Source organism: Iodobacter fluviatilis (assembly GCF_004194535.1).
In the GTDB taxonomy this organism is placed as follows: Bacteria; Pseudomonadota; Gammaproteobacteria; order Burkholderiales; family Chitinibacteraceae; genus Iodobacter; species Iodobacter fluviatilis_A.
Genome location: NZ_CP025781.1, coordinates 4,109,896 through 4,136,274, shown reverse-complemented (window position 1 = coordinate 4,136,274; position 26,379 = coordinate 4,109,896). Strand labels below are relative to the sequence as shown.

Below are 26,379 nucleotides of genomic sequence, written 5' to 3'. Positions count from 1 at the left end.
TACAAATAAGTGGTTTGGTGCCCCGCCCCTTAGTGCCTAACATTGATTTACGTGATAAAGCTGTGCTGGTGGTGGATGATCAAGAAGAAGCCGCGCGTGTTTTGGCGGCTTTATTGCGCACCATGACTTTTAGGCCGACTGTGGTGACCTCTGGGCAAGCCGCCGTGGTCGAGGTGGCACGGGCCGATGCAGCTGGCTTGCCTTTCGCTGTGGTGTTTTTAGATTGGCGTATGCCCCAGATGGATGGAGGCGAAACGGCTAGAGCTATTCAAGCATTAGCTATACAAGCTCCGCCTCAATTAGTGGTGGTCACCGCTTATGGGCGGGATGAGGTATTCAGTGAAAGCCCCATTAATTTGATCGATGATGTATTAATTAAGCCAGTAAGCGCATCGCAATTATTTGATACCACCATGCGGGTTTTGGGCGGTGCTAACGATAATGTTTCTTTTTCTATATTAAATACGCATACGCTAGAAATTGATTTATCTAGCATTCAAGGTGCGCGTATTTTATTGGTAGAAGACAACGATTTAAATCAACAGGTTGCAATCGATTTATTGCAAGACGCGGGCTTTATCGTTGATTTGGCCGAAAACGGCCAACAAGCATTGCAAAAGATTCAACAAGCTAGTTTCGACTTGGTTTTAATGGATATGCAAATGCCGGTTATGGATGGGTTAGAGGCCACGATGCAAATTAGGCTATGCCCGCAACATGCCAATTTACCCATTGTGGCGATGACCGCTAATGCGATGAAAATAGATCAAGAGCGTTGTTTTTCTGCAGGAATGAATGATCATGTTTCTAAACCCATCGAGCCTAATTATTTATGGTCGGCTTTATTGCGCTGGATAAAGCCACGCCCTGAAAATGCAAATAAAATAAATGCGCCTATGGCACTGGAAAACAAACCCTTTATATTAAAAAGCAAATTAGAGTTGCTCAATGTTGCAGGCCTTGATGTAAGTAATGGCCTGCGCCGGGTGCTAGGAAAAGAGTCTTTGTATTTGGAAATGCTCAGGAAATTTATTCATGGTCAATCCGCCATTGTTGCAGAGGTGAGCCTCGCTTTAGAGGAGAAAGACTACAGCACCGCCGAGCGTTTATTACATAGCAGTAAATCCGTAGCGGGCAGTATTGGTGCAGCAGAATTAGCCGAGTTGGCCGCTGAATTAGAAAATGTTATCCGCTATCGTCCAACAGATCCAATGTGTAAGCCTATGTTAGAAGCATTTTCTTCGACTTTAGTGAGCTTTCTAGTGGATTTAATAGTGGCTTTAGATGGGGTAAAACCAAGTAGTGATGAGGTAGAGCTTCAGGTGAATAACGCCTCTACGGTGATGGCGGTCGATGATACGCCCATGAATTTGTTGTTGATTGATCGTATGTTAAAAAATGAATTTCAGGTAATTACTGCTCAAAATGGCGTAGAGGCGCTAAAAATATTGGCTAATGCACCGCTGCCCCAGCTAATTTTATTGGATATTTTGATGCCAGAAATGGATGGTTATGAAACCTGCCGGCAAATCAAGGCCAATCCAGCGCTTTGCCATATTCCTATCATCTTTATGTCGGCTCGTAATGAAGCAGAAGATGAGATCTTAGGCATGGAATTGGGCGCAGTAGACTATATGACCAAGCCATTATGCCTGCCCTTGGTGTTAAGTCGCGTTAAAGCGCATTTGGCAATGCACCTGAGTCATCAGGCGGCATTACAAGACAAAAAGTAGCCCGATTTACTTAGTGTCTGTTGACGTTTCATTCACGGCTGCGTTTGGCCCGGTTTTGGGGCTGAACAAGGAGAAAATGGCGGCATGGTACGAGTGCCATGAGCGATTTTTAACTTTCGTTCCGCCCCAAAAATGGGCTAATAAAACGTCAACAGGCCCTAGTATCTATAGGTTTTGTGCGGCACTTTTGTTGCAAGTTTGATCTTTTACGCTTGTTTGTCATTGGCTTTATGCGCAAAATGACTGTCTGACTCGGGGTGCCGTAAGTAAATGCGGCTGAGAAATACCCGTGACCTGATCTGGATAATGCCAGCGTAGGGATGTCGGCCATTCTTGATGGGCCGCCTGCGCCTGCCAAGGAACTTAAATGTCTGACTTGCACACCATCTCTCTTATTCCCCAATTTCCTTTGCGCCGCGTTGGCGAAGAGCTAGAACGCCTGCGCGCCTCAGCACCCTTGGTGCACTGCCTGACCAATGAAGTGGTGCAATCAATCACGGCAAATGTATTGCTCGCACTTGGTGCATCCCCCGCAATGATCGTAGCCGAAGCAGAAGTTGCCGACTTTGCATCGATGGCCGATGCGCTATTGATTAATGTCGGCACGCTTTATCCTGCGCGACTAGCGGTGATGCAAGCTGCGGTAGTCGCAGCCAATGCAGCAGATACGCCTTGGGTGTTAGACCCTGTGGCGGCAGGCGTTTTGGCTTACCGAACCGATGCTTTGCACGTTTTAATGCAACAAAAGCCAGCGGCAATTAGGGGCAATGCCTCAGAAATTATGTGCTTGGCAGGTGAGTTCGCTAGCGGTAAGGGTGTAGATAGCACGGCGCAATCTGCATCTGCCATTGCTGCTGCAAAGCGGCTGGCCCAGCAAACCGGCGCGATTGTGGTGGTAACGGGCGAGGTGGATTATGTAAGCGATGGTGAAGTCACTTGGGCGGTTCCTTGGGGCCATGTTTTGATGACCTACGTGGTAGGTACGGGCTGCGCCTTGTCTGCCGTTGTTGCTGCTTTTGTAGCTGGCGCGTCAGACCGGCTTGCTGCGGTTGCTGCTGCCTGCGCCGTGATGGCGATCGCTGGAGAGCGCGCTGAATCGGCTTGTGATGGCCCAGGTACCTTTCTCCCCGCGTTTTTAGACGCGTTATATATCATGCAACCTGCCATGTTAAAGGCGGCTGATGAATGAAACATCCTTTTAATTTGTCGCTTTATTTAGTGTTAGATCCTGATTTATGTGGTGGCGAACAGGGCATGGTAGCAACTGCCTTAGCCGCCGTGGCGGGCGGGGTTAGTATCGTGCAGCTGCGCGCGCCTAGATGGAAAAAACGTCAGTGGGTGGTGGCGGCTCAAGCGCTTAAGAATGCGCTGGAACCATTGAATATACCCTTGATTATTAATGACCATATCGATGTAGCGCTGTTGGTGGATGCAGCCGGAGTGCATGTGGGCCAGCAAGATATTGCGCCAGAGATGGCCCGGCAGTTAATTGGGCCAAATAAAATTTTGGGTTTGTCGGCCTCAAATGCCGCGCATATCCACGCCGTGCCGCAGGGCTTAGTTGATTACATCGGTGTAGGGCCGGTGTATGCCACCGGCACCAAATTAGACGCGTCCCCAGTCATTGGCTTAAATGAGTTTGCCAAGCTGATGCAGGGTAAAACCCTGCCTGCCGTGGCGATTGGCGGTATTGGCTTGGGGCAAGTAGCCGGTTTGCGTGCGGCGGGTGCCGATGGCGTGGCCGTGGTTTCGGCCATTTGTGGCCAAGCTAATCCGCGGCAGGCGGCGCGTGCTTTGCGGCGGGAGGGCGCGACATATGATCGTTAATGCACTGACAATTGCTGGCTCTGATTCTGGCGGCGGAGCGGGGATTCAAGCCGATTTAAAAACTTTTTCAGCACTAGGCGCTTACGGCATGAGCGTGATTACGGCGCTAACCGCACAAAACACCCAAGGTGTGCACGCCGTTCTTGCCGTGCCGCCTGACTTTGTGCTGGCGCAGCTCGATGCCGTTCTGGCAGATATCCGCGTAAATAGCGTAAAGATTGGCATGCTGGCCAATGCAGAAATTGTCGCTGCAGTGGCGCGTGGCTTACGCCAGCATCGCCCTGCCTGCGTGGTGCTTGATACCGTGATGATCGCCAAAGGCGGCCATCCGTTGCTTTTACCTGAAGCGATAGCAGGGATCCGAGATGAGTTGCTGCCGCTAGCCGACTTAATTACCCCCAACTTACCAGAAGCCGCCGCGCTGCTGGGTGGCACGCAAGCGCAAACCGAGCAGCAAATGCAAGACCAAGGCCGCGCCTTGCTGCAAATGGGCGCACAAGCCGTGCTCATGAAAGGGGGGCATTTAGGTGGCAATGAGAGTCCTGATTGGCTTATCACCCCTGCAGGATTTACCCGCTTTGCCGCGCAGCGTATCCCGACCCAGCACACCCACGGCACCGGCTGCACTCTATCTGCCGCATTGGCTGCTCTGCGGCCCAAGCACCCAGACTGGCCCAGCACCATGCAAGCCGCAAAAAACTACCTACTGGCTGCGATTGCCGCTGCAGATCAATTACAAGTAGGACAGGGAATAGGACCAGTACAGCATTTTCATGCGTTGTGGTGACATTTGAAGTAACGAGAAAACTCACTATTTTATTTGCGGTGGCTAAATTAATGGCGGTAGACATGTTAGGTGAGGTGCTAAATATGGATGCCTTCACATGAGATAAAATCGTGGCACAGTTTCGAGCATTCATAAACACGTTTAGTCAATCATTCAGGTTGAGTTTGTATCCGTACTTCTATAGCGATACTGCCCGCGCGGCACCTTCTCTTTGCTGGTAAAACGATCCGTAAATTGGCTGTTAATGTCCGTCAAAATCGTTTTGATTTTAACTGGGCAAACACGATGTAGTGCGTGAAAACAGTGTGCCGCACTTTCTTCCGTTTGGTTGGGGTAGATGAGCGAATTGAAACCAGTAATCGAGCATTAAAGCAGTCCTTGTTGGACGATGAGCGGGACACCTGCCACTGTGTGGCAAGAAGTTTTTTTGGGGGGCGTATTGGCTTACAACTTGGTTCGTTTGGAGAGGTCAGAGGTGGTTAAATAGGCGGGCGCAGCGGCCGACTTGAGCTTTCAAATGGCGCTGGGTTATTTGCAATATGAGTAGGGTTGGCTGTCGACGAATAGCCCGTGCACAATTCCGAAATAATTCCTCCCGAAACAACGATTAGGGCGTGAAAGCCCTTTCCCAGCGCTATCCCGCTCTAAAAATCTATAAATCTGATCTTAAGTGAACGGAATTAGCGCTTGGAGCGCTCTTTTTTATTGTGCGGAATTTGATTTGAACGATTTTTCTTAACATGGTCTTACAATACCACCCATACCTCACAACGTATCTTGCAGAGAAAACCATGAAACTTATCCTGCTTTTATTGCTGATTTTTGCCGTACTGATGGCTTTGTCGTACTTAAAGGCCAAGGGCGCAAACGAGGAGGGCGTTTGGCCGTTTTATGCCAAAAGCCCACTCTCCAAGCCAGAGCAAGTACTGTACTTTCGCATCTTGCAAGCCATGCCCGAACATATTGTACTGGCTCAGGTGCAGCTCTCTTGCTTGCTTGGGGTTAAAAAAGGCCATAACTATCGCGCTTGGCTCAATCGTATTAATCGCATGAGTGCTGATTTTGTGGTGTGCAATCAAGATTCCAGTATTGTGGCGGTGATCGAGCTGGATGATGCTACGCATCAGCGACAGGATCGCATCATTGCAGATACAAAAAAAGATCGCGCACTGACCGCCGCAGGCATTCGTGTGATTCGCTGGCAGGCCAACTCTATGCCTGATGTCGCTACAATTCGCGCCACACTGCGGCCGGTGATTACCTTGGATGCTGAATAGGGCGTGAGGTTGTCTGGCGGCCGCCCCATTTGTTTGCTTAATGGCCGCTTCAGTGTGATAGCCATCGAGGCCTAGCATAAAGGCTACCACTCTATGATCCGTTTCAAGCATTCACTGCCGCTTTGTTTGGAGCCAAGGCCAACTTAAACCCCGCGTGAGAGGTGGGGTTTATCTGATCATCAATTCATCTCTACGCTTACCATGCCGTAGCCTATGAGTGCATTTTGCCTGCAAAAGCCGCCGTAGCGCGCATATAGGCAAGCATTGCGTGCTCCGCATCAAAAAAAAGCCTAGCACTGAATATTGCAGCCTCCAAATAATGGGTGATACGGCATCTCTATGTTTAAAGCGGTTGGTTTTATGCGCAAGAATTGAATTTCTTGGTGCGCTCCCTAATCGATATTGCCTTGCCCATTACGATATAAGGCAGGGTGGATATACATTGGCGGCGAAATAACATCTCATAAAACAAAAAAAATAGTTGAATAGCTTTGCCAATATATGAATATACCACTCAATGGCTTTGCTTCGGCGGGATAATGAATAAAGCCAGTAGAGGTGTAATTGTGTACTGATAAAAACAAGTAGAACCTCTGCACTAATCAATTCCGTTAATAGCAAAAACGCTCTTATTTCTAGGTTAATAATCAGCATCAAAAAAAGCAAAATACTGGCGGAGCATAGCTGGGGGTTTCGGTTTAATTTTCGCATGTTGCCGATTTTAATAAAGGCACGACAATGCCTTTGTCGTAATTACAAAGCGTTTATGAGGCTAAATGCATTGCTTTTGTAATGCCAAAAAAAGTATGTGCAATAATTTTTGTAAGCGTTCATATGATTACTACAGGCTGCTTTCTTACGGGGTTTGAACGCAGCTAATTTTTACTTTTTTTTTGCTATTTTTATGCTTTTTTCCTATGTTACCTGTAGTGGTATTAGTGCACATTTTTCAATCGACTCCGAGTATTTCCATCTACTTTGTATGTTTTTTTAGCGCTTAGACATGTTTATATACCTTTTTATCCAAGATCATGTAAGAGAATTAATGCTCATTTTTCTTGTAAGCTTGTTGGTATATTGACCCTGTATCTTTCGTCCAAAAGAAATGTAAACAAGGAATTGCACGATGAAAAACCGTAGCAGCATTTTAGCCGTAACACTGGCGCTAGCACTGAGCGGCGTAACGCAGGCGAGAGATTTATTTAAGCAATCCGATGTCGAAGCAGCACTTAATGCCGCTTATGATAATTACAAAGGTTTGCAAGAAGGCAAAAATGCTGACTATATCCCTGCTTTAGCTAAAGTCGATTCCAAAATTTATGGCATTGTTTTAGTGACTGCAGATGGGAAGGTTTATACCAAGGGCGATGTAACAACTGAAGTTTCTATTCAATCGATTTCTAAAGTGTTTACTATGGCAAAGGTAATTGAAGAATCGGGGGCTGATTCCATTTTTAATAACCAAGGTGTAGATGCCACGGGCCAAGCGTTTAATTCTATTGTTGCTATTGAGCAAAACAAAGGCGCAGAAATGAATGCCATGGTTAATCCCGGTGCCATCACTGCAACCAGCATGGTAAAGGGTGAAACTTATGATGAAATCTGGGGCAAAATTTCTGGATTTTATAATGACTTCGCAGGCCGGCAGCTAACGGTACTCAGCGACGTTTACCAATCAGAGGCCGAAAGCAACCAGCGCAACCAAGCAATTGGTCGTTTAATGTACGCTTACGGCAAGATCAAGTCCAACCCAGATCGCGCCACTGACATCTATACACGCCAATGCTCTGTTGGCGTTAATGCCAAAGACTTGGCGATAATGGCGGGTACACTGGCAAATGGGGGTAAAAATCCACTCACTGGCAAGCAAGTCGTTAAAACTGAAAACGTGCCAGAGATTTTAGCCGTCATGGCGACTGCCGGCCTGTATGACGACTCTGGAAAATGGCTGTATAGAACCGGCTTGCCGGCAAAAAGTGGCGTAGGCGGCGGCATTATGGCCGTCTCCCCAGGTAAGTTTGGCATTGCGGTAATCTCCCCACCTTTGGATAGCGCAGGCAATAGCGTGCGTGCGCAAAAGGCGATTGCTGATATTTCTAATGCATTGGGTGGCAACCCATTGGCCTCTAAACCTCTAAAGTAATTCAATTGGGTAGTACCCCGTTTAATGAAAAACGCCGTTTATCCTGCAATGGGTAGCGGCGTTTTTACGTAAAGACGCGCGTGGCAAAAGCCACTTCACGGTAGGCAACCCACTCGTAGTCTATTTGGCACTGCAAACAAACGGCCACTCCTTCTTAAAACGCTACATATTTCCCAAAAAAAGTCATTGCTCAGTTTTTACCAGGCATGATTGTTTATGCCTGACGTAAGAGATTTAATGCTGACACTTACCTAAGCGCCAGCTCTGTGATCAGGATCAAGCGGCACCCTGCTAAATCGTCCTACATTATGTAGCTTCAGGTTTTATTCGCTGAGGCGTAAGCGGGAGTGGTATGCGGGTATATAAAGCGGATGTGGTGATTGTGGGTGCGGGCGGGGCGGGTTTGCGGGCAGCCATTGCTGCTGCCGAGGCTAATCCAAGTCAAACGGTGGCTTTGCTTTCTAAGGTTTACCCAATGCGTAGCCACACGGTGGCCGCAGAGGGTGGCTCGGCTGGTGTGGTACAGGCACATGACAGCTTAGAGCATCACTTTAATGACACGGTATCTGGCGGCGACTGGCTGTGCGAGCAGGATGTGGTCGACTATTTTGTTGGCGAATGCACCAACGAAATGGTGCAACTGGAGCATTGGGGATGCCCGTGGAGCCGTAAGGAAGACGGCCACATCAATGTGCGCCCCTTTGGCGGCATGAAGATTGAGCGCACTTGGTTTGCAGCCGATAAAACCGGCTTTCATATACTGCACACGCTGTTTCAAACCTCGATCAAATACCCTTCGATTCGCCGCTTTGACGAATATTTCATGCTGGACCTCATCGTGGCCGATGGTCGTGTACAAGGTGTACTGGCGATCGAAATTGCCAGCGGCGAATTTATTCTGATCGAAGCCGGAGCCGTGGTCATGGCAACGGGCGGCGCGGGGCGAGTGTTTCGCGAAAACACCAATGGTGGCATTGTGACCGGTGATGGCATGGCGGTGGCTTATCGCCACGGCGTGCCGCTGCGCGATATGGAGTTCGTGCAATACCACCCTACCTGCATGCCCGGCACTGGATTGCTGTTTACTGAAGCTTGCCGGGGTGAGGGAGGCTTTCTACTCAATAAAGAGGGCTATCGCTATCTACAGGATTACGGGCTAGGCCCTTGTAGCGACAAGCCGCGTAATAAAGCCATGGAGCTGGGCCCGCGTGATCGCTTATCACAGGCCTTTTGGCATGAGATGCAAAAAAATCGCACCATTGATGGCCGCTATGGCGCGGTGGTGCATCTAGATTTACGCCATTTAGGTGCCAAAGTGCTGCACGAGCGCTTGCCGCAGATTTGCGAGTTGGCTCGTGAGTTTATGGGGGTAGACCCAGTAACTACCCCCATCCCAGTTCGCCCTGCGGTGCATTACACCATGGGCGGCATTCCGGTGGATATTCATTGCGCAGCGCCACTGGCGGGGCTATTTGCTGCCGGTGAATGCTCTAGCGTAGGGATACACGGGGCGAATCGCCTTGGATCTAATTCTTTGGCCGAATTATCTGTATTTGGCAAAGTGGCAGGCGAATCAGCCACACATTTTGCCCGCTCGACCCCGCCGCACGATAGCGCGGCTTTACTCAAGCTCGCTGAAGCTGCTGCTTTGCCCGCGCAGCAGCTCAGAGCTCAAGCTGGCAGTGAGCGCGTTGCAGATATCCGCCGCGAAATGGCAATGACGATGGAAGAGGGCTGCGGCATTTATCGTCTGCACGACAGTATGCAAGCCACTTGCGACAAACTGGCTGAGCTAAAGATCCGTTTTCAGCAGGTTCATATCGAAGATAAATCTACCGTTTGGAATAGCGAGTGGCTGCTAGCAATTGAGCTTGGCTATCAGCTAGACGTAGCCGAGGCCATTGCCCATTCGGCACTACATCGCCGTGAATCACGCGGTGCACATCAGCGCTTGGATGGTTTTGAAGAACGCGACGATGTGAATTTTCTTAAGCATTCGCTGGCGCATTATCAGGGAGGCGCAGCCCCTACCATGACTTATGGCGACGTAAAAATCACCCGTTCACCGCCCAGAGTGCGGGCTTATGGCGCAGCAGGTGAAGCGGCCGAATTGCAGGAGAAAGAAACATGAGTGAGGCAAGCATTAAAGTATCGGTACTTCGCTACCGGCCCGAGCAAGACCAGCAGCCCGTCTGGCAAGACTATAGCGTTCCTTACACGGACGATTTATCGCTATTGACCGCGTTGAACTATATCAAGGACGAGCTGGATGGCACGCTGAGTTTTCGCTGGTCTTGCCGTCAGGCCATATGTGGTAGTTGCGGCATGATGGTGGATGGCAAGCCTCAACTCGCCTGTAAAACTTTCCTGCGGGATTATCCAAGCGGCGTAAAGGTTGAGGCGCTGGCGCATTTTCCGATCGAGCGCGACTTGGTGGTGGTGATGGACAGCTTTATTGAAAAGCTGGAAAGCGTAAAACCCTATCTCATCCCCAAAGACGCCCGTGCACTGGAGCAAGGCGAATATCTGCAAACACCTGCCGAAATGGATGTCTATTCGCAATTTGCAGGCTGTATCAACTGCATGTTGTGCTACGCCGCATGCCCGCAGGTGGGCTTAAACCCCGACTTTATTGGCCCTGGTGCGATCGCGCTTTTACAGCGTTATAACTTGGACTCCAGAGATGGCGGCGCAGACGTGCGCAAAGCGTTGATTAATTCTGAAGTAGGGGTGTTTAACTGCACCGCCGTTGGCTACTGCTCTGAGGTCTGCCCAAAGATGGTAGACCCTGCCAATGCGGTTAACATCAACAAAATGGCCAGTGCGAAGGATTTTTTCTTTCGGTTTTTGCCAATTAATGACAAAGAGGGCTGCAAATGAGCGCCAGAAAACCCTACATCCGCCCCATGACTGGTTGGTGGCGGCGCGATCCTTTCTTTGTTGAATACATGGTGCACGAGGGCACTGCATTTTTTGTTTTGGCTTACGCGCTAGAGCTACTCGCGGGTGTGCTGTGCTTAGCCAGTGGCGAGAGTACATGGAATGCCTATCGGGCGTTTAGTGGCAGTGCAGTGATGCTGCTGATTAACTTCGCCATTTTGCTGATGATGTTTTACCACGGCTATACTTGGTTCAAAATCATGCCGCGCACTTTGCCTCCGATCATCATTTCTGGTCAGCGGCTTAATGCGCCTATCATTACGATTGCGGGCATTGTTGTTGCTGTACTGGCGAGTAGCTTACTCCTTGCTGTGATCTACTTTTTAGCTAGGGGAGTGTGATGAAAGCGAATCTAAAACCAATAGATGCACCTATTTTTTGCTTAGCTGCCAGCAGCACGTGCCCTACTTCGGATGATGGCCCACTAACGAGGAGGGCGCTGTGATGAAGGTAAATCTAAAACGAACAAATGAGCCTATTTTTTGGTTGCTATTTGGCGCAGGAGGCATGCTGTCTGCATTGGTTGGTGCCATGCTGGTGTTCATCACTTGTTTTGCCGTGCCACTAGGCATCTTACCTGCCGAAGCATTTTCTTACGCTAGCATGCATGGCTTTACTCAGTATTTTATGGGGAAGGCCTTTTTGTTTGCCATTATTGTGCTGTTTTTATGGCACGCAGTACACCGCATTTTTCATAGCCTGCACGATGTAGGTATCCACGCCGGCCCTTTGGCAAGATGGCTTTGCTACGGCCTTGCTTTTATGGGGACCGTAGCCACAGCGGGCGCGTTACTAGCCATGGTTTGAGTTTTTTCTTGGCTGGGGATACTCAGCCAAGCCCCATTGTGTGTCTACCATTACGCCGCCCCCAGTGGGGGCAGCAGCGAAAACCATTCTGTTATGCTCCAGTATTTTGCTTTAGATCTCGAATGTATTATTTTTGGCCAATTGAAAACCCCACACAAAATAAAAAAATTATTATTTTTTACCTTCACACAGAATAAATGGCTTGCAGTGCTTTCGTAAGGAAATACACAACAAACTCCAATTTTCATTGAAAACTAAATTAAAATACTTCTACTATGATGATAGTTGATATTGCATGCGGCCTATTTTAAGGTTGATATTTATTTGGAGCCTCTTTATGAAAACATTGTTTATATTTTTGGCACTTCTTTCCTGCTCCGTATTTGCCGCGAACAAACAAATTGTTGTGGTGGAGAGTTATCATAAAGAATATAAATGGGATGCAGAATATAGAAAACAAATAATGGATAAGCTGGGGCGGAAATATCAATTGACTTTTTTTGAGATGAATACAAAAAGACTATCTGGCCCAGAAGTGGTAGCTATGGCTGATAAAGCGCTAAAGCTTATTGATGAGGTAAAGCCTGCCTTGGTTATCTTAGGTGATGATGCCGCACTGGAGTTTTTAGGGGAGAAAATGGAGGCAAGGGCCATTCCCACTGTATATCTAGGCATCAATAAAAACCCGCGCACATACTTCAAGAAAGACCCTAAATACATTAGTGGGATATTGGAGCGCCCATTGTTTCAACGCTCTTCGTATTTTATTAAATCGTTATTGCCTCATGCAAAAAAAGTTTTGATCCTTTTTGATGGTGATCGTACCTCTACAATTATATTTAATGATTCCTTTATGGGCCATTCTTCACTTGTTTTAAATAATGTTATTTTTGATGTAAAGCTTTGTAAAACATTGGAAGATTGGCAAAAAGAAATTAGGGATGCAGGGAAGAATAATTATGACGCTGTTGTTATTGGTTTATACCAAAGTTTAAAAAATGAAAGAGGCCTAAATGCTGATTCTGAAGAGGTGATTACTTGGACCAGTAGTTATTTAAATTTGCCTTTATTTGCGTTTTGGGATTTTGCCGTCGGCAAGGGCAAATCAGTCGGTGGGTTTGTACTACAAGGTGCGTCTCAAGGAAAAGCGGCCGCAGAGATGGCTGAAAAGATATTGCAAAACCCTAGTCGCTTACCCAGCTCGTATTGGCCCATTTCCTTGCAAGAAGGTGTGTTTGTCTTTAGCCGATATGAGTTGGCACGCTGGAAAATTCAGCCTCCTGACGATATGAATCAAAACGCCGTTTTTGTCGATTAATATACTGCGGATAAATCAAAAACTGGCTGAGGTTGCCGTTTAAGATGGCTAATTTTGAACTGGGTTATGGCAAGCAAATCCACCATCATGTTTGTGAATAACCTTGTAATAGGATGCAAGAGGTGAATGCCTAAGCCGCAAAAGCCAAGCATCGGGCTGAGCCATACAAACCCATGCCAAATACAGCATGCGTCATTAGGCTGCGTAAGCGGACTTGCTTGGGATTGAGAGTTTTTGATGCGGCAACTCCCGCACCCATGTCTCGTAATGGGCTAGCCAGCCTGTCGGACTTAAGCGATCGTAGCGAGGGAAAGACCGGTTTGAGACAGATTTCGCGGGTTTTTGAGGCGAATAACTGGCTATTCAACGAGAAAATACGTGAAATATGGCCAAATCCGGCTTTTCCGTAGTAGATCAGTCTTAAGTCCGACAGGCTGCTAGCCAGCCAATTTGCAGCTCACCCTTAATCGGCGAGGCCTTTACAATGCTCACATGCGTAAAACGCCCGTCACGCATATGACCAATCCAGCGTCCCGCTATCGCCCTGTTAAGCGGCTGAATACTAAAAACACGTTTTAGTAGCATTGCCCACAAATCCATGAGCAAAGTTGCGCCTACTAAGGCAAAATCGCCACTTTGCTTAACTCTGCTGGCTTAAACCATCACTCAGCGACATTCGGTAGGCACGCCAGGCTGGAACTGCACCGATTAAAGCGCCAGCGATTAGGGTGGCGAGCAACATCAATAGCTCTGCAGAACTGGGTGGATTGATGGCGATACTCATGCCGTAAAATTCGCGCAAGACGGGGCGGAAGGTGACAAGGATGAGGTAAAGTAAACTCACCCCTGCGGCAATACCCACGCCAACTAAAAGCAACGTTTCGCCCATCACCAGCACAAATATTTGCCATGCCCTTGCGCCAACCGAGCGCAAAATTGCCATTTCACGTCGGCGCTCATTCAGCCCAGTTAACAGCGCCGTCAGCATCCCCAACAGGCCAATAATCATCACAAAGCCGGATACCACCAACAGCGCTTGTTCGGCGATTTTCATTAGTTGCCACAGCTCAGACAAAGCCACACCAGGCATGATCGCCATCAGCGTTTCTTCGCGATACTGGTTTACCGCGCGCTGGTAACTAAATAACGAGGTGCGCGATTTTAAGCCGACGTAAAAGGCAGTAATGGTGACGGGGCGTGGCACGGCGCGGTTTTCATCTGCAGCCAGTACGCCAGCAGTAGAGAGCAAAGATGCGCTTCCAGACTCCCAACCTTCATGAATGGCGGTTAAACCATCTAAACTGACATGTACGGTGTCGTCCACCGGCGTGCCGGTTGGCGCTAAAATGCCGACAATAGTAAAAGGCTGGTCAGCATGCTCGCTCATCGCACCCTCGCCACTGCCGTGGGTGAGGACAATTTTCCCGCCCAATAGATAACCAGATTTTTTGGCCACATTGGCACCCAGTACCGCCTCATGGGTGCGGGAAAACACTTTGCCCTGCGCCAGTTGCAGGTGCTGATCTTCAGCATATTTTAGATGCTTAAAGTAATCAGTACTGGTACCTAAAACAGGGAAGCCTTTATGGCTATCGCCTAAAGAAACAGGAATGGTCCACTCCACTCGCTCATCTTTTGCCCATTTTTGATAGCTGTCCCAACCAATATTATTGGTGGCATTGCCCACCCGAAAAACACTGTAAAGCAAAAGCTGTACCGAGCCCGTACGTGCACCAATGATTAAATCAGTGCCGCTCACGGTATTGGAGAAACTATTTCTGGCTTCGGTACGCAGCCTTTCTACTCCAATAAGGAGTAGTACAGATAAAGCAACGGTAAGGATCGATAGTGCAACTGTTAGTTTGCGGTTTAGCAAACTTTTAAAGGCAATTTTATACATCCTCAGCCTCCATCGCGGCGTGATTGAGCGTGGGTAAGTTAACGCTGCGATCAAACTGTGTCGCCAACTGTGGGTCATGGCTGACTAATAAAATAGCAGTTCCATGCTCGGCCGCACATTCAAACAGCAGTTCAATAAACGCACCGCGCCGCTCAGCATCCAGAGCAGAAGTGGGCTCATCGGCAATTAAAATCTCTGGCGCACCAATCAGTGCGCGGGCCAAGGCTACGCGCTGCTGCTGACCAACCGAAAGGGCATTCACAGGCTGATGCAAGTGGCGGTGCAGATCGAGGCGATCTAATAGATGCAAGGCCTGCATCTTTGGGTTGCCCGCCCGCTGAGTGCGTAATTGGGAAAACTGGCAAGGTAGCAGTACATTATCGAGTACGGATAAATAGCTCAGTAAGTTAAATTGCTGAAATACGTAACCCAAATGATCCGCGCGGAAGCGATCACGTTTAGTGCCGGAAAGCTGTGCTAGATTTTGCCCAAGAATGCGGATGCTGCCGCTTTGTGCTAAGTGAATGCCTGTTAATAAAGAAAGTAGGGTGCTTTTGCCGCTACCACTTGGGCCATGTAAAAATAATCGTTCCCCCTGGGAGAGACTAAATGAGGGGATATTAAGGGTAGGGCGCGGATTGCCCGGCCAAGTAAACTGTAAGTCGTTGATATCGATCAGCAAGATGGCTTTCCGATTTAACCCTTAGCCATCGGCCAAGGCTAATGATGAATAACAGGGGCTGTGCTGTTTTTTAAAAAAGCTAGTCCACGAAGCGCGAAGCACACCAAATTACTTAGTTTCTTTGTGCGTTTCGCACACTTCGTGGACTTAAATCATCCTAAATAGCCGCTGGCTATTATTTGAGATTTAATACTTGCACAGCTTTTAATTTGATTTGCTTTTGGCCTTTTGCAGTGGCTAGGTTGGCGTTGATGATCTTAAAACCTCCGAAATTTTTCCATAGCGTAAGGCTAATGCTATTAGGAGGGGTGGCGCACTCAAAACGATATTCCGCATCGATATCGCTATGGCCCCCTTTGCTAAAATCAGGCATTTTAACCACTGGCGCGGCGGCTTTACACTGGGCGGCGGCATCAGGAACAAACAAGACAGATGCATTTTGTAATTGCTCACTTACTTTTTTAAACGTAGCTTTTTCTGCGTCAGTTTTAGGACTGTGTTCAAAACCAAGGAAATTGTCCGCGGGGCTTTCTAAAGTAATTAACAATTGCCTCCCCTCGATTGCTATGTTCATTTCAGCAACGCCATGCGCATGCGCACCATGAGCAGCGGCAACATGACTTAAGCCCAAAGAGAGTAGAGCGGCAATGAGTAGTTTATTCATAGTAAAAATCCTTAAGCTATTTAACTATTTAACAAAAGATCAGCAACCAATTGCCATCCGAAAAAAATGCTGAATTGAAGTTGTGCATGCCGTAAGCTGAATCATTGCTTATTTACTGGCTTGATATTCACGAACTTCATTCGCAGTCATGGCATAGCCCACATCAACCTTGCTGCTGCCATCTGCTAGAGCCAAATCAGATTTACTTGATTTAACTAATAACTTGCCAGTTACGGTGACCGGCGCAAACAAACTGCTGGCAGGGAAGCCCTTAGGGTATTGCACCACCACCATTTGATTAGCAGGTGGCGCAGGGACATGGATGCACGCACCAATAACCGGCACAAGGATAAATTCGGTTACTTTTTTATTGCCTTGTTTTAATGGCAATAAATAACCATCTAATTGCACAACTTGATTGTTTAGACTGGTTTGTGTTTCGGTGGTGCGTTTTTTCTCGAAAGCTTCAATTTTTGTAACTAAAGGCTCTAAATCGTTAAAGTCTTCTTTTAGCAAGGTATTGATATCAATACTTAAATCAGCAGGTTTAAGCTTGCCCGCGGCTACAATCGCTTTTTGCTGGCGCTGCTGGAATGCACGCATTAAACGTGTTTTTTGTTCCTGATTTAAATTACCCACGGCGGAGCGTAAAGCGCTGGAATCGGGCTGAAGATCACTCCATTTAATCGGCCGAGCGTCGGCAGCATATAGTGGGGCGCAAATCAATGCGCTTAAAAAGATCGAAATTAGGCGATGAATCACGTTCAGTCCTTAAAGGTGAATTACAGTCAATTGTAACTGAGTTGCATTTGGCTGTGTATAGCTCCACAAATAATTAATGGGAAGTGCGGCTTATTTACACATAGCGCAAAGGTGGCTTAATGAAGGACGCTCAAGGGAGATCTGCCAACACAGGAAAAAGGAAGGGGGTGCTAAAACTGGGTTTGCTCGCTTGCCGCACAAACAAAACAAGAGGGCTGGGTGGCGCATTAAGGATCATTTGACAGCCCTGATACAGTGCCTAACCCCCAATGCCTCATTTAAACCGTGCTCTCAATTGAGCGATGTTTTCTTTATTACGCTATGTGCCATCATCTGCGGTACAGATAACTGGGTGGCCATTGAAGCTTATGGTAAAGCCAAAAAAGAATGGTTTGTTGGCGTGCTGAACTTGAAACACGGCATTCCTTCACACGATACTATGGGCAAGGTCTTTGCCGCGATTGATCATGAATTTTTCAGTGAATTCGGCGCTAAATTTGGTTCGGGCGGAGAAAACATCCAAGATTGGAGTCAAAACCAAACAACTATAAGCTGGCTGGAATGATGATGATTTGCTGCAAGTTGTGACTGGCCAAGCACCTGCTGGTGAATAAAAAAACTTAGGTAGGCGATTGCCCTAGACTGAGGAGCTAGAGTTGTTCAATCAAACGATCCAAAAGCTGGCCCATAGTGAGGCCACGCTCGGCCGCCACACGCTTTAATTTTTCACGTGTTGCAATATCCACCATGGCATTAAATTGCACGGGTGTTGTTAAACTCATGTTTTTTAAGCCCGCTTGAAAGCGGGCTTTCCTACTGGCTCTTTGGCGTTCAGCAGCCGTCATCGCACGCTCGCCCAATGGCGGTCGACCGCGTCGTTTCGCTGCGGGCATTCCAGGGAGTTCGGCTGTTTTTGTATCTTCGATCTGACGCATATTACTTTGTAAATATTTAAGGCGGACGCCATTTTAGTGACTGAATGATGGTTCTGTCACGTTATGAATTTGTGGCGTCCCCCTCCATAAGCAGTTGACAAGAAAAAAAGCCAGTAGAACAAAGGCATTGCAACCCATAGTGGGCGATTTAATAATGCAAGTACGGTTACTCAGAGTGAGCGAGAATTATCACGGGATCAATGGATTGAAAAGCAAAATCCAAGGATTCCAACATTGGCATATACCGCACCGATATATGACAAATTAACAGAGCCTGTTTCGGTGCATGCGCCTCAAGCTTGCATGCAAACCGCTTTAGCGCTGCAAGCAAGCAACAGGTCTGGCGCTTGAGCAGGCGCACGAAATCACATAAAAAAACGCCAGTCTTGAGAGCTGGCGTTTTTATTTTTTCCTATGTTACTGGCGTGGCGTTTTCTGCGGCAGATTAGCTTGTTTAACTTTACATAATATACATTATGCGAATCAATTTATAACAATTAAATCCACCTTGATCTAGATCAAGTAACGCCAGCTAACAAGGTATATCCTGTGTGTATTCCTTTTTACTAAACGAACTAGCAATTCAAGCGTCAGTCCTATTTAATTAATACGACGCATCTTACTTATAATACTTCCGGAGATCAGAAAATGACCGTTTCTAACATTCAAGAACTTGATGCGCTGATGGTACGAGTTAAAAAAGCCCAACAGCTTTTTGCCACTTACTCACAAGAACAAGTCGATAAGATTTTCCGTGCAGCTGCACTGGCTGCTGCCGATGCGCGTTTGCCTCTGGCAAAGTTGGCGGTTGCAGAAACGGGCATGGGCGTACTTGAAGATAAAGTAATCAAAAATCACTTTGCCTCTGAATATATCTATAACGCGTACAAAGATGAAAAAACCTGTGGCATCCTGACGCAGGATGACGCCTACGGCATTATCACGATTGCTGAGCCTATCGGGATTATCTGCGGGATTGTGCCAACGACCAACCCTACTTCCACCGCGATTTTTAAAGCACTGATTGCACTTAAAACCCGTAACGGTATTGTTTTTAGTCCGCACCCTCGTGCAAAAGGCTCCACCTGTGAAGCGGCACGTATTGTATTGGATGCTGCCGTAGCGGCTGGCGCACCGCGCGATATCATTGGCTGGATTGATCAACCAACCGTTGAGCTTTCTAATCAACTGATGAAACACAAAGACATCAATCTGATTCTGGCAACCGGCGGCCCAGGCATGGTTCGTGCGGCCTACTCTTCAGGCAAGCCTGCCATTGGTGTGGGCGCTGGCAATACACCCGTTGTGATTGATGAAACTGCCGATATTAAACGTGCTGTAGCGTCTATTTTGATGTCTAAAACCTTTGATAACGGTGTGGTTTGCGCATCCGAGCAATCAGTTATTGTCGTTGACAGTATTTATGAAGCGATGAAAGCCCGTTTTGCTCAAAGCGGCGGCCATATTTTAAGCAAAAAAGAAGCCGAAGCAGTTCGTAAGGTTATCTTGATTGATGGCAATTTAAATGCAGGCGTTGTAGGCCAAGCGGCCGTCAAGATTGCCGAGATGGCTGGCATTAAAGTGCCTAGTTACACAAAGATTTTGATTGCGGAAGTCACCTCCACCGGCGAAGAAGAAGCTTTTGCTCACGAAAAACTCTCCCCAACACTGGCCATGTACCGCGCTAAAGATTTTTATGAAGCTGTCACTAAGGCTGAAGCTTTAGTTGCGCTGGGCGGGATTGGCCATACATCTGCGCTGTATACAGATCAAGATCAGCAGCATGAGCGGATTGCTTATTTTGGCGACAAAATGAAAACCGCCCGTATTCTAATCAACTCCCCTGCTTCGCAAGGCGGGATTGGTGACCTTTATAACTTTAAATTGGCTCCGTCCTTAACTCTGGGTTGTGGTTCATGGGGTGGTAACTCTATCTCAGAAAACGTGGGTCCAAAACACCTGATCAACACCAAAACTGTCGCTAAACGGGCCGAAAACATGTTATGGCACAAACTACCTAAAAACATTTACTTCCGTCGCGGTTGCTTGCCGTTTGCACTGGCTGATTTGTCTAGCAAAAAACGCGCGACTATCGTTACTGGCCCTTACTTGTTTGCCAATGGCTACTGCGATGAAACCATCAAAGTACTGAAACAAATGGGCATGGAAGTTGAAGTGTTCCACGAAGTAGAAGCCGATCCAACCTTAGAAGTGGTTCGTAAAGGGGTGCATTCCTTAAACATGTTCAAACCTGACGTGATTATTGCGTTAGGTGGCGGCTCGCCAATGGATGCCGCCAAGATTATGTGGGTGATGTACGAGCATCCAGAAGTCCATTTCGAAGACTTAGCACTGCGCTTTATGGATATCACCAAGCGTATTTATAAGTTCCCAAAAATGGGCATTAAAGCCGAATTGGTTGCGATTCCAACCACATCGGGCACAGGTTCAGAAGTAACCCCATTTGCGGTAGTGACTGATGAAAAAACCGGCATGAAATACCCAATTGCCGATTATGAGCTCACACCAAATATGGCGATTATTGATGCCGATTTAGTGATGAATATGCCAAAAAGCCTCACTGCTTTCGGTGGGATTGATGCGGTAACGCACGCTTTAGAAGCCTATGTATCCGTATTGGCGAATGAGTATTCTGACCCGCAAGCCTTGCAAGCATTGAAGTTGCTTAAAGAAAACCTACCATCGTCTTACTTAAATGGTGCAAAAGATCCTAAAGCGCGCGAATTAGTTCACAACGCTTCAACGATTGCTGGGATTGCCTTTGCCAATGCATTCCTTGGGGTGTGTCACTCCATGGCGCACAAACTAGGTGCTGAATTCCACTTGGCGCACGGCTTGGCCAATGCCCTGCTGATTTCTAATGTAATTCGCTTTAACTCAGCAGATATCCCAACCAAGCAAACTGCATTTAGCCAATACGATCGCCCACAAGCGCGTTGCCGTTATGCTGATGTTGCAGAGCATTTGGGCCTTGGCGGCAAAAATGACGAGCAAAAAGTGCAGAACCTGATCGCTTGGATAGAAGAGCTTAAAACAACGATCCAGATCCCTGCCTCTATCAAAGAAGCAGGTGTACCTGAAGCGCTGTTCCTCTCCAAACTAGATCAATTAGCAGAAGAAGCATTTGATGACCAGTGTACCGGTGCCAACCCACGTTACCCATTGATTTCAGAGCTAAAACAGCTACTGCTAGATAGTTATTATGGCAATGCATATGTGGAAAACCATTTGCGTGAAGAAGCGCTTGCTAAGTAATCATTAGCAAATACAAAAAACAAACCCCATCTTGCATGGGGTTTGTTTTTGTCTGCTATGAGCTATAGCCATTATTCCGCAGCAGATAAATTCCAGAACGCCTGTTTTACATAAGGGCGTTTTTGGATTTGCATAATTAATGCATCCAACTTACCAGAATCAACCTTGCTAGAAAGTAGTGTTGCAGTGATTTCCACATCATCATCCCCAAACGGTTCCACATTTAAATCACCCAAGGGGTATTCAATTTGCGTTAGCATTGATTCCAAGACATTAAGCGCATGTTTTTGCCGGTCACCATCCACAATCATGCAAATCTGATAGCTTACTTCGCCGGTCTGATCATTAATGGGCGAGCGGTTAATTGCATTCACCACAGGGCGCAATAAAGTATTTGCAGCCAATACAAAAATAGCGGCAAGCAAGGCCTCTGCAATTAAACCTGCTCCAGAACAAGCCCCCACTGCTGCAGAGCCCCAAAGCGTGGCGGCAGTATTTAGCCCGCGTACATTCAGGCCCTCTTTCATAATGGTACCCGCACCTAAAAAACCTACACCAGACACCACATAAGAGATTACGCGTGCCGCGCCATCTGGCCCGTGAACACGGTAAGCGAGCCCCACAAAAATAGCGGCCGCTAAAGAAACCAGCGCATTGGTTCTAAGCCCGGCAGTGCGTTGCCGATATTGGCGCTCATAGCCAATGATAGAACCCAAAATAAATGCGGTGGTTAAACTAACCAAGGAATTAAGTAGCCATATTAAATCAAAGCTTTGTATAAAGAGCATTTAACTCCCCTTGTTATTAATAAAGCCTAGGGCAAGATCGTCAAGTGAATTGGCTATCGTGCACGCAAGGTCATAACAAAATGACCTACAAACAAATAGGGTTGGTGCTGCAAAGTCTAGAAACAGACCAAATAGACACCACCGTCACAGCCAGGCGGCATGACAAAGGCAGATGAGGGTCCGCAGTAGTGCCATGCCACTATCGAACGATAGCAATTTGACAACCAAAACTTTCCACTAGGAACCCCCATAAAATAATGACGCTAAACGATACCCCTTCAGAGTGGGGGCGTCTATCTGACTTAAGGTGCTTGTAAATTTTGCATGCAAAGTAAAGTGGGGCCTTGCTTGCACTGCACCTCGATAAGTTAAATGGCATTTAAGAAATTAGCCATCTCCAGTAAATTACACGCAGTAAGAATTGTGTTAGCTTTTATTTTTATTTATTTCGTATATTGTATATTATGTAAAGTTAAACAAGCTAAAAATAGAAAACTTACAAGTATGCTTGTGTGTAAAAACCACGCCAAAACGCCTTTAAAACAGCATTTCAAATAATGGATTTATGCGTGCTAGCAGCCGCTTTTTTCTGTGCACAGGGCTATTTTATGGCTAATTTCTTGCCCCAAAAGATCCAAGCCATTGCCCAAAGCTACAACCAAAGCGGCATAACCTTCACCTTGCTGGGCTAGTTCGATATGAAAAGGAGCTTGCATTACAAGGGTTTGCTGCGCGTTTCTTAAGAACCAATGCCCTGCCAAGATAGCTTGGCCGTCATCGCGACCGTTAAATTGGGTGAGCGATACGCTTAGCGTGCTGATGCGCCCATCAGGTACAGAGCCTAGCCATAGTTTATTGGGTACTTGCTGCTGCATTCTGGAGAGCAGCACCCGCTTTACGCCCTCTGGGAGCTGCTCTGCCCATAGGTTTTGTTGAGCTAAACGCAGCCCAACATCCCCTTGCAAGTAGGCTATTCCACCTGCAGACAAAAAATCGGCCACTTTAATATCTAGCAAGATGGCCGGCTCTACGGACGATACAGCCACAGCTTTAGGTGCTACATCAGCTAAACGATAATACTGCGTAATCGGCGCGCTAACGCATGCACTCAAAAAACCTGTTACCGACAATAAACCCCAGTATTTTTTCATGGCGACTTAGCCCCTTTGGGTTGGAGATCTTCTTGCGTACGATCGAACAAGAGCGCATTCGGTTTTTCATTGAGCGTACGAATAACCGGCCTTACCTCTTGCAAAATTTGGTTTAGATTTCCCAATGCGCGGTTTAATTCACCGTAAGCAGGGGATTGCCCAGAGTAATTATCTAAAGTGCTGCCAAGGGTGTTTAATGTGACTTGCAGCTGGCTTAATGTTTGTTGTAATTCTGCGGGCAAATGTTGGACCTGCGGCTGCTGAGCAAAATCGTCTAGGGTTTTAACCAGCCCGCGCACATCGCTGGCGAGCCTGCCCGTTTCATCTAGCGTTTTATTGCCTTGAGCCAGTACACCTTCAATTTTTAACCCATTTAACTTATCTAGTAACGCAATCACTTTGTTTTCGATTTGCGCTAAGCCGCCGTCACTTGTTGGCAATACCGCAATGTTGGCATAAGACTCTAACGGCTTTTGTAATGATTTACCGCTAAAATCTACATCTACATACAAAGCACCCGTCAGTAAGTTTCCATTTCTAAGCTTCAGTACCATGCCGGTGCGAACTTGGGTAGCGATTACTTTGCGCCAATAATCATCACTCTCCTTTTCTGCACCAGCGGCTAAGCGTCCTAGTTCCAAATAGATTAACACGGGGATGCCATGATTTTTACGGGTTTTGTTTTCCAGCTTGGGGGTAGCGTAAGGCACGGCACCTACGGTGCCAATTCTTAGTCCACGCAGCTCAACGGGTGCTCCCGGTTTTAAGCCACGTACAGATTCTTTAAATATTGCGATGTAAGGAAGACGACGTTCAAATTGACGCTCTAGCGAGCTAGCCTCGTCCGCAAATAGCGTAAAACTGGTTTGATCACTTACCTGCTCGCCCAAGGGCATACTTTCTGGTACGCCAAAAGCAATGCCGCCTGAAAGCATGGATTCCATTGAGCCGGTATTGAGCTTGATTCCATCCGAATTAAGCGCGAGCTGTATGCCGCTGGCCACCCAAAATCGAGCATTCATCGTCACTAAACGATCATAAGGGCGCTGAATAAACAAGCGGTAATTCATTTCTCTAAGCGATGGATCAAAGTCCGCTTTTTCTACTCGGCCCACTTCAAAGTTTTGATACAGCACGGGGTCGCCCACTCTTAAGACCTTAACGCCGCGCCCAGATAGCGATAAGCGCAGACCCGGCACCTCGAGTGAGGTGATGGGCGGCTCGCTCAACATATTAAACTCATTGCTCATACTGCTAGATTTTCCGGGATTGAGCTGGATAAAAGACCCTGAGAGTAATGTAGATAAACCGCTAATTCCACTGCGATCAACCCGTGGTTTTACTACCCAAAACTGGCTGTCTTTATTGAGCAAGCTACGCGCATTCACATCAAGCTTGGCCGTGATACGCACTCGATGCTCCGCCACATCTAGCTGTACCCCGCTCACCTTCCCCACATTGACAGAAAGCACTTTTACAGTGGTTTTGCCCACTTCAATGCCCTCGGCGTTGGGTAAATACAAGACCACCTCGGGGCCTTGCTGCCGCCAAGTATCAAAAATCATCCAAGCCCCAACAAGTAAGGCGGCCAAAGGCACTAGCCAAACTAAGGAAACACGTCGTAGCCAGCCTATTTTTGCATGGGGTAACTCGTTTTCATTTTCCATCGATTGGATCCTGTGCATCATGTACATCCCAAATCAGACGCACATCAAAACTTAAAGCTGCCAACATGGTAAATACCACCATCCCAGCAAAGGAAACCGCAGCAATGCCAGGAAAAACCGACATCAATTGCCCCATATGAATCAGCGCCACTAAAATAACCACCACAAATACATCGACCATAGACCAGCGCCCTATTAGCTCGGTTATGCGATACAGGCGTGTGTAATGCAAAGCGCTATGATTGGGTTTGCTTTGAGCGGAGATGCAAAGTAAACCAAGTGAAATAAACTTCACTAGCGGCACAACTACACTGGCGATAAAAATAATCAATGCCACAGGGTAGGAGCCCATACTCCATAGCAACAAAACCCCTTCCAAAATAGTGGAAGGGGTTTTATCCCCTAATGACTGGGTAATCATCATCGGGTAAAGGTTGGCTGGAACATATAGCAAGATTGCCGTCAGCAATAAAGCCCACGTCATGGATAAGCTATGCGGCTTACGCAGATGCAGCCGCGCATAGCATCGCCCACACTTTAAGCTGTGCAACGGATTAAAAAAACCACAAACAGCGCAGGAAACAGCCCCCTTCCCTCGCAATTTTTGGGCTAGGAAGCCCTCTAGATGGTCAAGCTGAAAGCCAAACCAATGCGCATCAAACACGGCTACTGTTTTAGTTAAGACAATAGAGAACAGCAACATGGCCCAAAAAGATAAGCCCAGTGTGATTTGCGCCAAAGAAGCCAGCTTAATTAAGCTCACCAAGATACCTATTACAAAAACATCGGCCATCATCCAAGGCTCAAGTAAAACGGCAAGTCTGAGTACGCTCCGCAACCCCGGCCAGCGCTGGCTATACTTTAATGCCAGTGCTAAATACACAATGGCGCATAAAAAAACGCCTGGGGTAAACAACACACAGCTTAAAAGCACATTCGCGACAAGGCCAAAATCTGCATCAACCAAAGCTTTGGCGCTACTTAAAAAAGTCATTTCGCTAGCGCTACCGGCAATTTTTAGCTGCAGCAATGGAAATAAACAGCTTAAGGCAAGCAGTATCAATGCCGCCAAGGCATAGGCTAAGGATGCATCAAAAGGATAACGATGGATTCGAATTAAATGATGGCCGCAACGAACGCAGCTCGCTTGTTGGCCCGGCAGAAGTTCACCCATTACTTGCAGTAAATCACACTGTGTGCAACGAACTTCATGCGCAGGCAAGGCCGCTGATCTTTGCGACGCATTGCTGCTAAAGCGCAAAAAAACGGGGCTTTTCAGTGCGGGTTTAAAGTGGAATTTTATTCGCAAGCTAAATAAACATCCTAAGTGCAGCGATGGTTAAAGCAAAGTGGCTTACTCACTATAGAGATGAAGCCAGTAAATCACAAAAAAGCCAAGCCCGATATCAGCCCGCCCTGAATATCGCATGTAAATATTTAGTAATTAACCTTTATTAACTGACGTTACGCACCCGTTATAAAAAATCAATGGGTTAGGATATTCTCAATCAGCTGCAGAGCGCATTTCACCTAAAGGCCTGCGTAACATCAGTTATTAATAAAAAATGCCGTTTGGTATGCGTCTTGCCTCGGTCATTCTATTTGGGTTTTGTTGTCGTTGTGCTCAAATCAAAAAGAGACCATTTATCGCCCACAATAAAAAACCCCAAAAACATAGACCGATATCCAGCTTTTGGGGTGGCCGCAGAAAGTATTCTTGAA

24 protein-coding genes and 1 riboswitch are annotated in these 26,379 nt (G+C 47.2%); of the genes, 13 read left to right on the top strand and 11 right to left on the bottom strand.

Annotated features, from left to right (window positions below):
* Window positions 1-32 precede the first annotated feature (32 nt).
* The 11 genes from C1H71_RS18365 (at window position 33) to C1H71_RS18315 (ending at window position 12,832) form a co-directional block, all read left to right on the top strand.
* Complete coding sequence (locus C1H71_RS18365; RefSeq protein WP_130107861.1) at window positions 33-1,733, top strand: response regulator; 1,701 nt, start codon at window positions 33-35, stop codon at window positions 1,731-1,733.
* Window positions 1,734-1,976: 243 nt separating this feature from the next.
* Window positions 1,977-2,071: riboswitch (TPP riboswitch) on the top strand.
* 29 nt (window positions 2,072-2,100) lie between these two features.
* A complete protein-coding gene (thiM, locus tag C1H71_RS18360) occupies window positions 2,101-2,922 on the top strand; it encodes a hydroxyethylthiazole kinase (protein WP_130107860.1) in 822 nt (273 codons plus the stop codon).
* Window positions 2,919-3,560, top strand: a complete 642-nt coding sequence (thiE, locus tag C1H71_RS18355; protein ID WP_130107859.1) for a thiamine phosphate synthase — start codon at window positions 2,919-2,921, stop codon at window positions 3,558-3,560. The genes thiM and thiE overlap by 4 nt, the downstream gene beginning before the upstream one ends.
* Window positions 3,550-4,347, top strand: a complete 798-nt coding sequence (gene thiD / locus C1H71_RS18350; protein WP_130107858.1) for a bifunctional hydroxymethylpyrimidine kinase/phosphomethylpyrimidine kinase — start codon at window positions 3,550-3,552, stop codon at window positions 4,345-4,347. Before thiE ends, thiD begins: the two co-directional genes overlap by 11 nt.
* Before the next feature lie 791 nt (window positions 4,348-5,138).
* A complete protein-coding gene (locus C1H71_RS18345; protein ID WP_130107857.1) occupies window positions 5,139-5,624 on the top strand; it encodes a DUF2726 domain-containing protein in 486 nt (161 codons plus the stop codon).
* 1,126 nt (window positions 5,625-6,750) lie between these two features.
* Window positions 6,751-7,767, top strand: a complete 1,017-nt coding sequence (glsA, locus tag C1H71_RS18340; RefSeq protein WP_130107856.1) for a glutaminase A — start codon at window positions 6,751-6,753, stop codon at window positions 7,765-7,767.
* Window positions 7,768-8,119: 352 nt separating this feature from the next.
* Window positions 8,120-9,898 (top strand): fumarate reductase (quinol) flavoprotein subunit, encoded by a 1,779-nt coding sequence (gene frdA / locus C1H71_RS18335; protein ID WP_130107855.1) that lies wholly within the window; start codon window positions 8,120-8,122, stop codon window positions 9,896-9,898.
* Complete coding sequence (locus C1H71_RS18330) at window positions 9,895-10,647, top strand: succinate dehydrogenase/fumarate reductase iron-sulfur subunit (RefSeq protein ID WP_130107854.1); 753 nt, start codon at window positions 9,895-9,897, stop codon at window positions 10,645-10,647. The genes frdA and C1H71_RS18330 overlap by 4 nt, the downstream gene beginning before the upstream one ends.
* The gene (locus C1H71_RS18325; RefSeq protein ID WP_130107853.1) at window positions 10,644-11,048 is read left to right on the top strand and encodes a fumarate reductase subunit C; all 405 of its coding nucleotides are present in this window, start codon (window positions 10,644-10,646) and stop codon (window positions 11,046-11,048) included. Before C1H71_RS18330 ends, C1H71_RS18325 begins: the two co-directional genes overlap by 4 nt.
* Window positions 11,049-11,151: 103 nt before the next feature.
* Window positions 11,152-11,514, top strand: a complete 363-nt coding sequence (frdD, locus tag C1H71_RS18320) for a fumarate reductase subunit FrdD (RefSeq protein ID WP_130107852.1) — start codon at window positions 11,152-11,154, stop codon at window positions 11,512-11,514.
* A gap of 337 nt (window positions 11,515-11,851) precedes the next feature.
* On the top strand, window positions 11,852-12,832 hold the full coding sequence (locus C1H71_RS18315; RefSeq protein ID WP_130107851.1) for an ABC transporter substrate-binding protein: 981 nt from the start codon (window positions 11,852-11,854) through the stop codon (window positions 12,830-12,832).
* A gap of 130 nt (window positions 12,833-12,962) precedes the next feature.
* Here C1H71_RS18315 and C1H71_RS22055 read toward each other — a convergent pair whose 3' ends face one another.
* The 6 genes from C1H71_RS22055 to C1H71_RS18285 all read right to left on the bottom strand — a co-directional run bounded on the left by C1H71_RS22055 (window position 12,963) and on the right by C1H71_RS18285 (window position 16,840).
* Complete coding sequence (locus C1H71_RS22055) at window positions 12,963-13,091, bottom strand: DUF2938 family protein (protein ID WP_130107850.1); 129 nt, start codon at window positions 13,089-13,091, stop codon at window positions 12,963-12,965.
* A gap of 161 nt (window positions 13,092-13,252) precedes the next feature.
* A complete protein-coding gene (locus C1H71_RS22050; protein ID WP_374704444.1) occupies window positions 13,253-13,438 on the bottom strand; it encodes a DUF2938 family protein in 186 nt (61 codons plus the stop codon).
* Window positions 13,439-13,472: 34 nt separating this feature from the next.
* Window positions 13,473-14,732 (bottom strand): ABC transporter permease, encoded by a 1,260-nt coding sequence (locus tag C1H71_RS18300; RefSeq protein WP_130107848.1) that lies wholly within the window; start codon window positions 14,730-14,732, stop codon window positions 13,473-13,475.
* Entirely contained in the window at window positions 14,725-15,414 is a 690-nt protein-coding gene (locus C1H71_RS18295; RefSeq protein ID WP_223145920.1) for an ABC transporter ATP-binding protein, read from the bottom strand. The genes C1H71_RS18300 and C1H71_RS18295 overlap by 8 nt, the downstream gene beginning before the upstream one ends.
* 175 nt (window positions 15,415-15,589) lie before the next feature.
* Entirely contained in the window at window positions 15,590-16,078 is a 489-nt protein-coding gene (locus C1H71_RS18290) for a ZrgA family zinc uptake protein (protein ID WP_130107847.1), read from the bottom strand.
* A gap of 108 nt (window positions 16,079-16,186) precedes the next feature.
* Complete coding sequence (locus C1H71_RS18285; protein ID WP_188053401.1) at window positions 16,187-16,840, bottom strand: DUF3299 domain-containing protein; 654 nt, start codon at window positions 16,838-16,840, stop codon at window positions 16,187-16,189.
* A gap of 295 nt (window positions 16,841-17,135) precedes the next feature.
* Here C1H71_RS18285 and C1H71_RS20810 point away from each other — a divergent pair, with 295 nt between their 5' ends.
* On the top strand, window positions 17,136-17,405 hold the full coding sequence (locus C1H71_RS20810; RefSeq protein WP_188053399.1) for a transposase family protein: 270 nt from the start codon (window positions 17,136-17,138) through the stop codon (window positions 17,403-17,405).
* A gap of 85 nt (window positions 17,406-17,490) precedes the next feature.
* Here C1H71_RS20810 and C1H71_RS18275 read toward each other — a convergent pair whose 3' ends face one another.
* Window positions 17,491-17,775, bottom strand: a complete 285-nt coding sequence (locus tag C1H71_RS18275) for a hypothetical protein (protein WP_130107844.1) — start codon at window positions 17,773-17,775, stop codon at window positions 17,491-17,493.
* A 648-nt stretch (window positions 17,776-18,423) separates the two neighbouring features.
* Here C1H71_RS18275 and adhE point away from each other — a divergent pair.
* On the top strand, window positions 18,424-21,051 hold the full coding sequence (adhE, locus tag C1H71_RS18270; RefSeq protein WP_130107843.1) for a bifunctional acetaldehyde-CoA/alcohol dehydrogenase: 2,628 nt from the start codon (window positions 18,424-18,426) through the stop codon (window positions 21,049-21,051).
* A gap of 71 nt (window positions 21,052-21,122) precedes the next feature.
* Here the strand turns inward: adhE and C1H71_RS18265 are convergent, their stop codons facing one another.
* The 4 genes from C1H71_RS18265 to C1H71_RS18250 form a co-directional block, all read right to left on the bottom strand.
* Window positions 21,123-21,839 (bottom strand): MgtC/SapB family protein, encoded by a 717-nt coding sequence (locus C1H71_RS18265; RefSeq protein ID WP_130107842.1) that lies wholly within the window; start codon window positions 21,837-21,839, stop codon window positions 21,123-21,125.
* Between the two features lie 572 nt (window positions 21,840-22,411).
* Complete coding sequence (locus C1H71_RS18260) at window positions 22,412-22,990, bottom strand: PqiC family protein (RefSeq protein WP_130107841.1); 579 nt, start codon at window positions 22,988-22,990, stop codon at window positions 22,412-22,414.
* Window positions 22,987-24,657: an intermembrane transport protein PqiB gene (gene pqiB / locus C1H71_RS18255; RefSeq protein WP_130107840.1), complete on the bottom strand. Its 1,671-nt coding sequence runs from the start codon at window positions 24,655-24,657 to the stop codon at window positions 22,987-22,989. The genes C1H71_RS18260 and pqiB overlap by 4 nt, the downstream gene beginning before the upstream one ends.
* Window positions 24,647-25,966, bottom strand: a complete 1,320-nt coding sequence (locus C1H71_RS18250; RefSeq protein ID WP_262488324.1) for a paraquat-inducible protein A — start codon at window positions 25,964-25,966, stop codon at window positions 24,647-24,649. The genes pqiB and C1H71_RS18250 overlap by 11 nt, the downstream gene beginning before the upstream one ends.
* Between the last annotated feature and the right edge of the window lie 413 nt (window positions 25,967-26,379).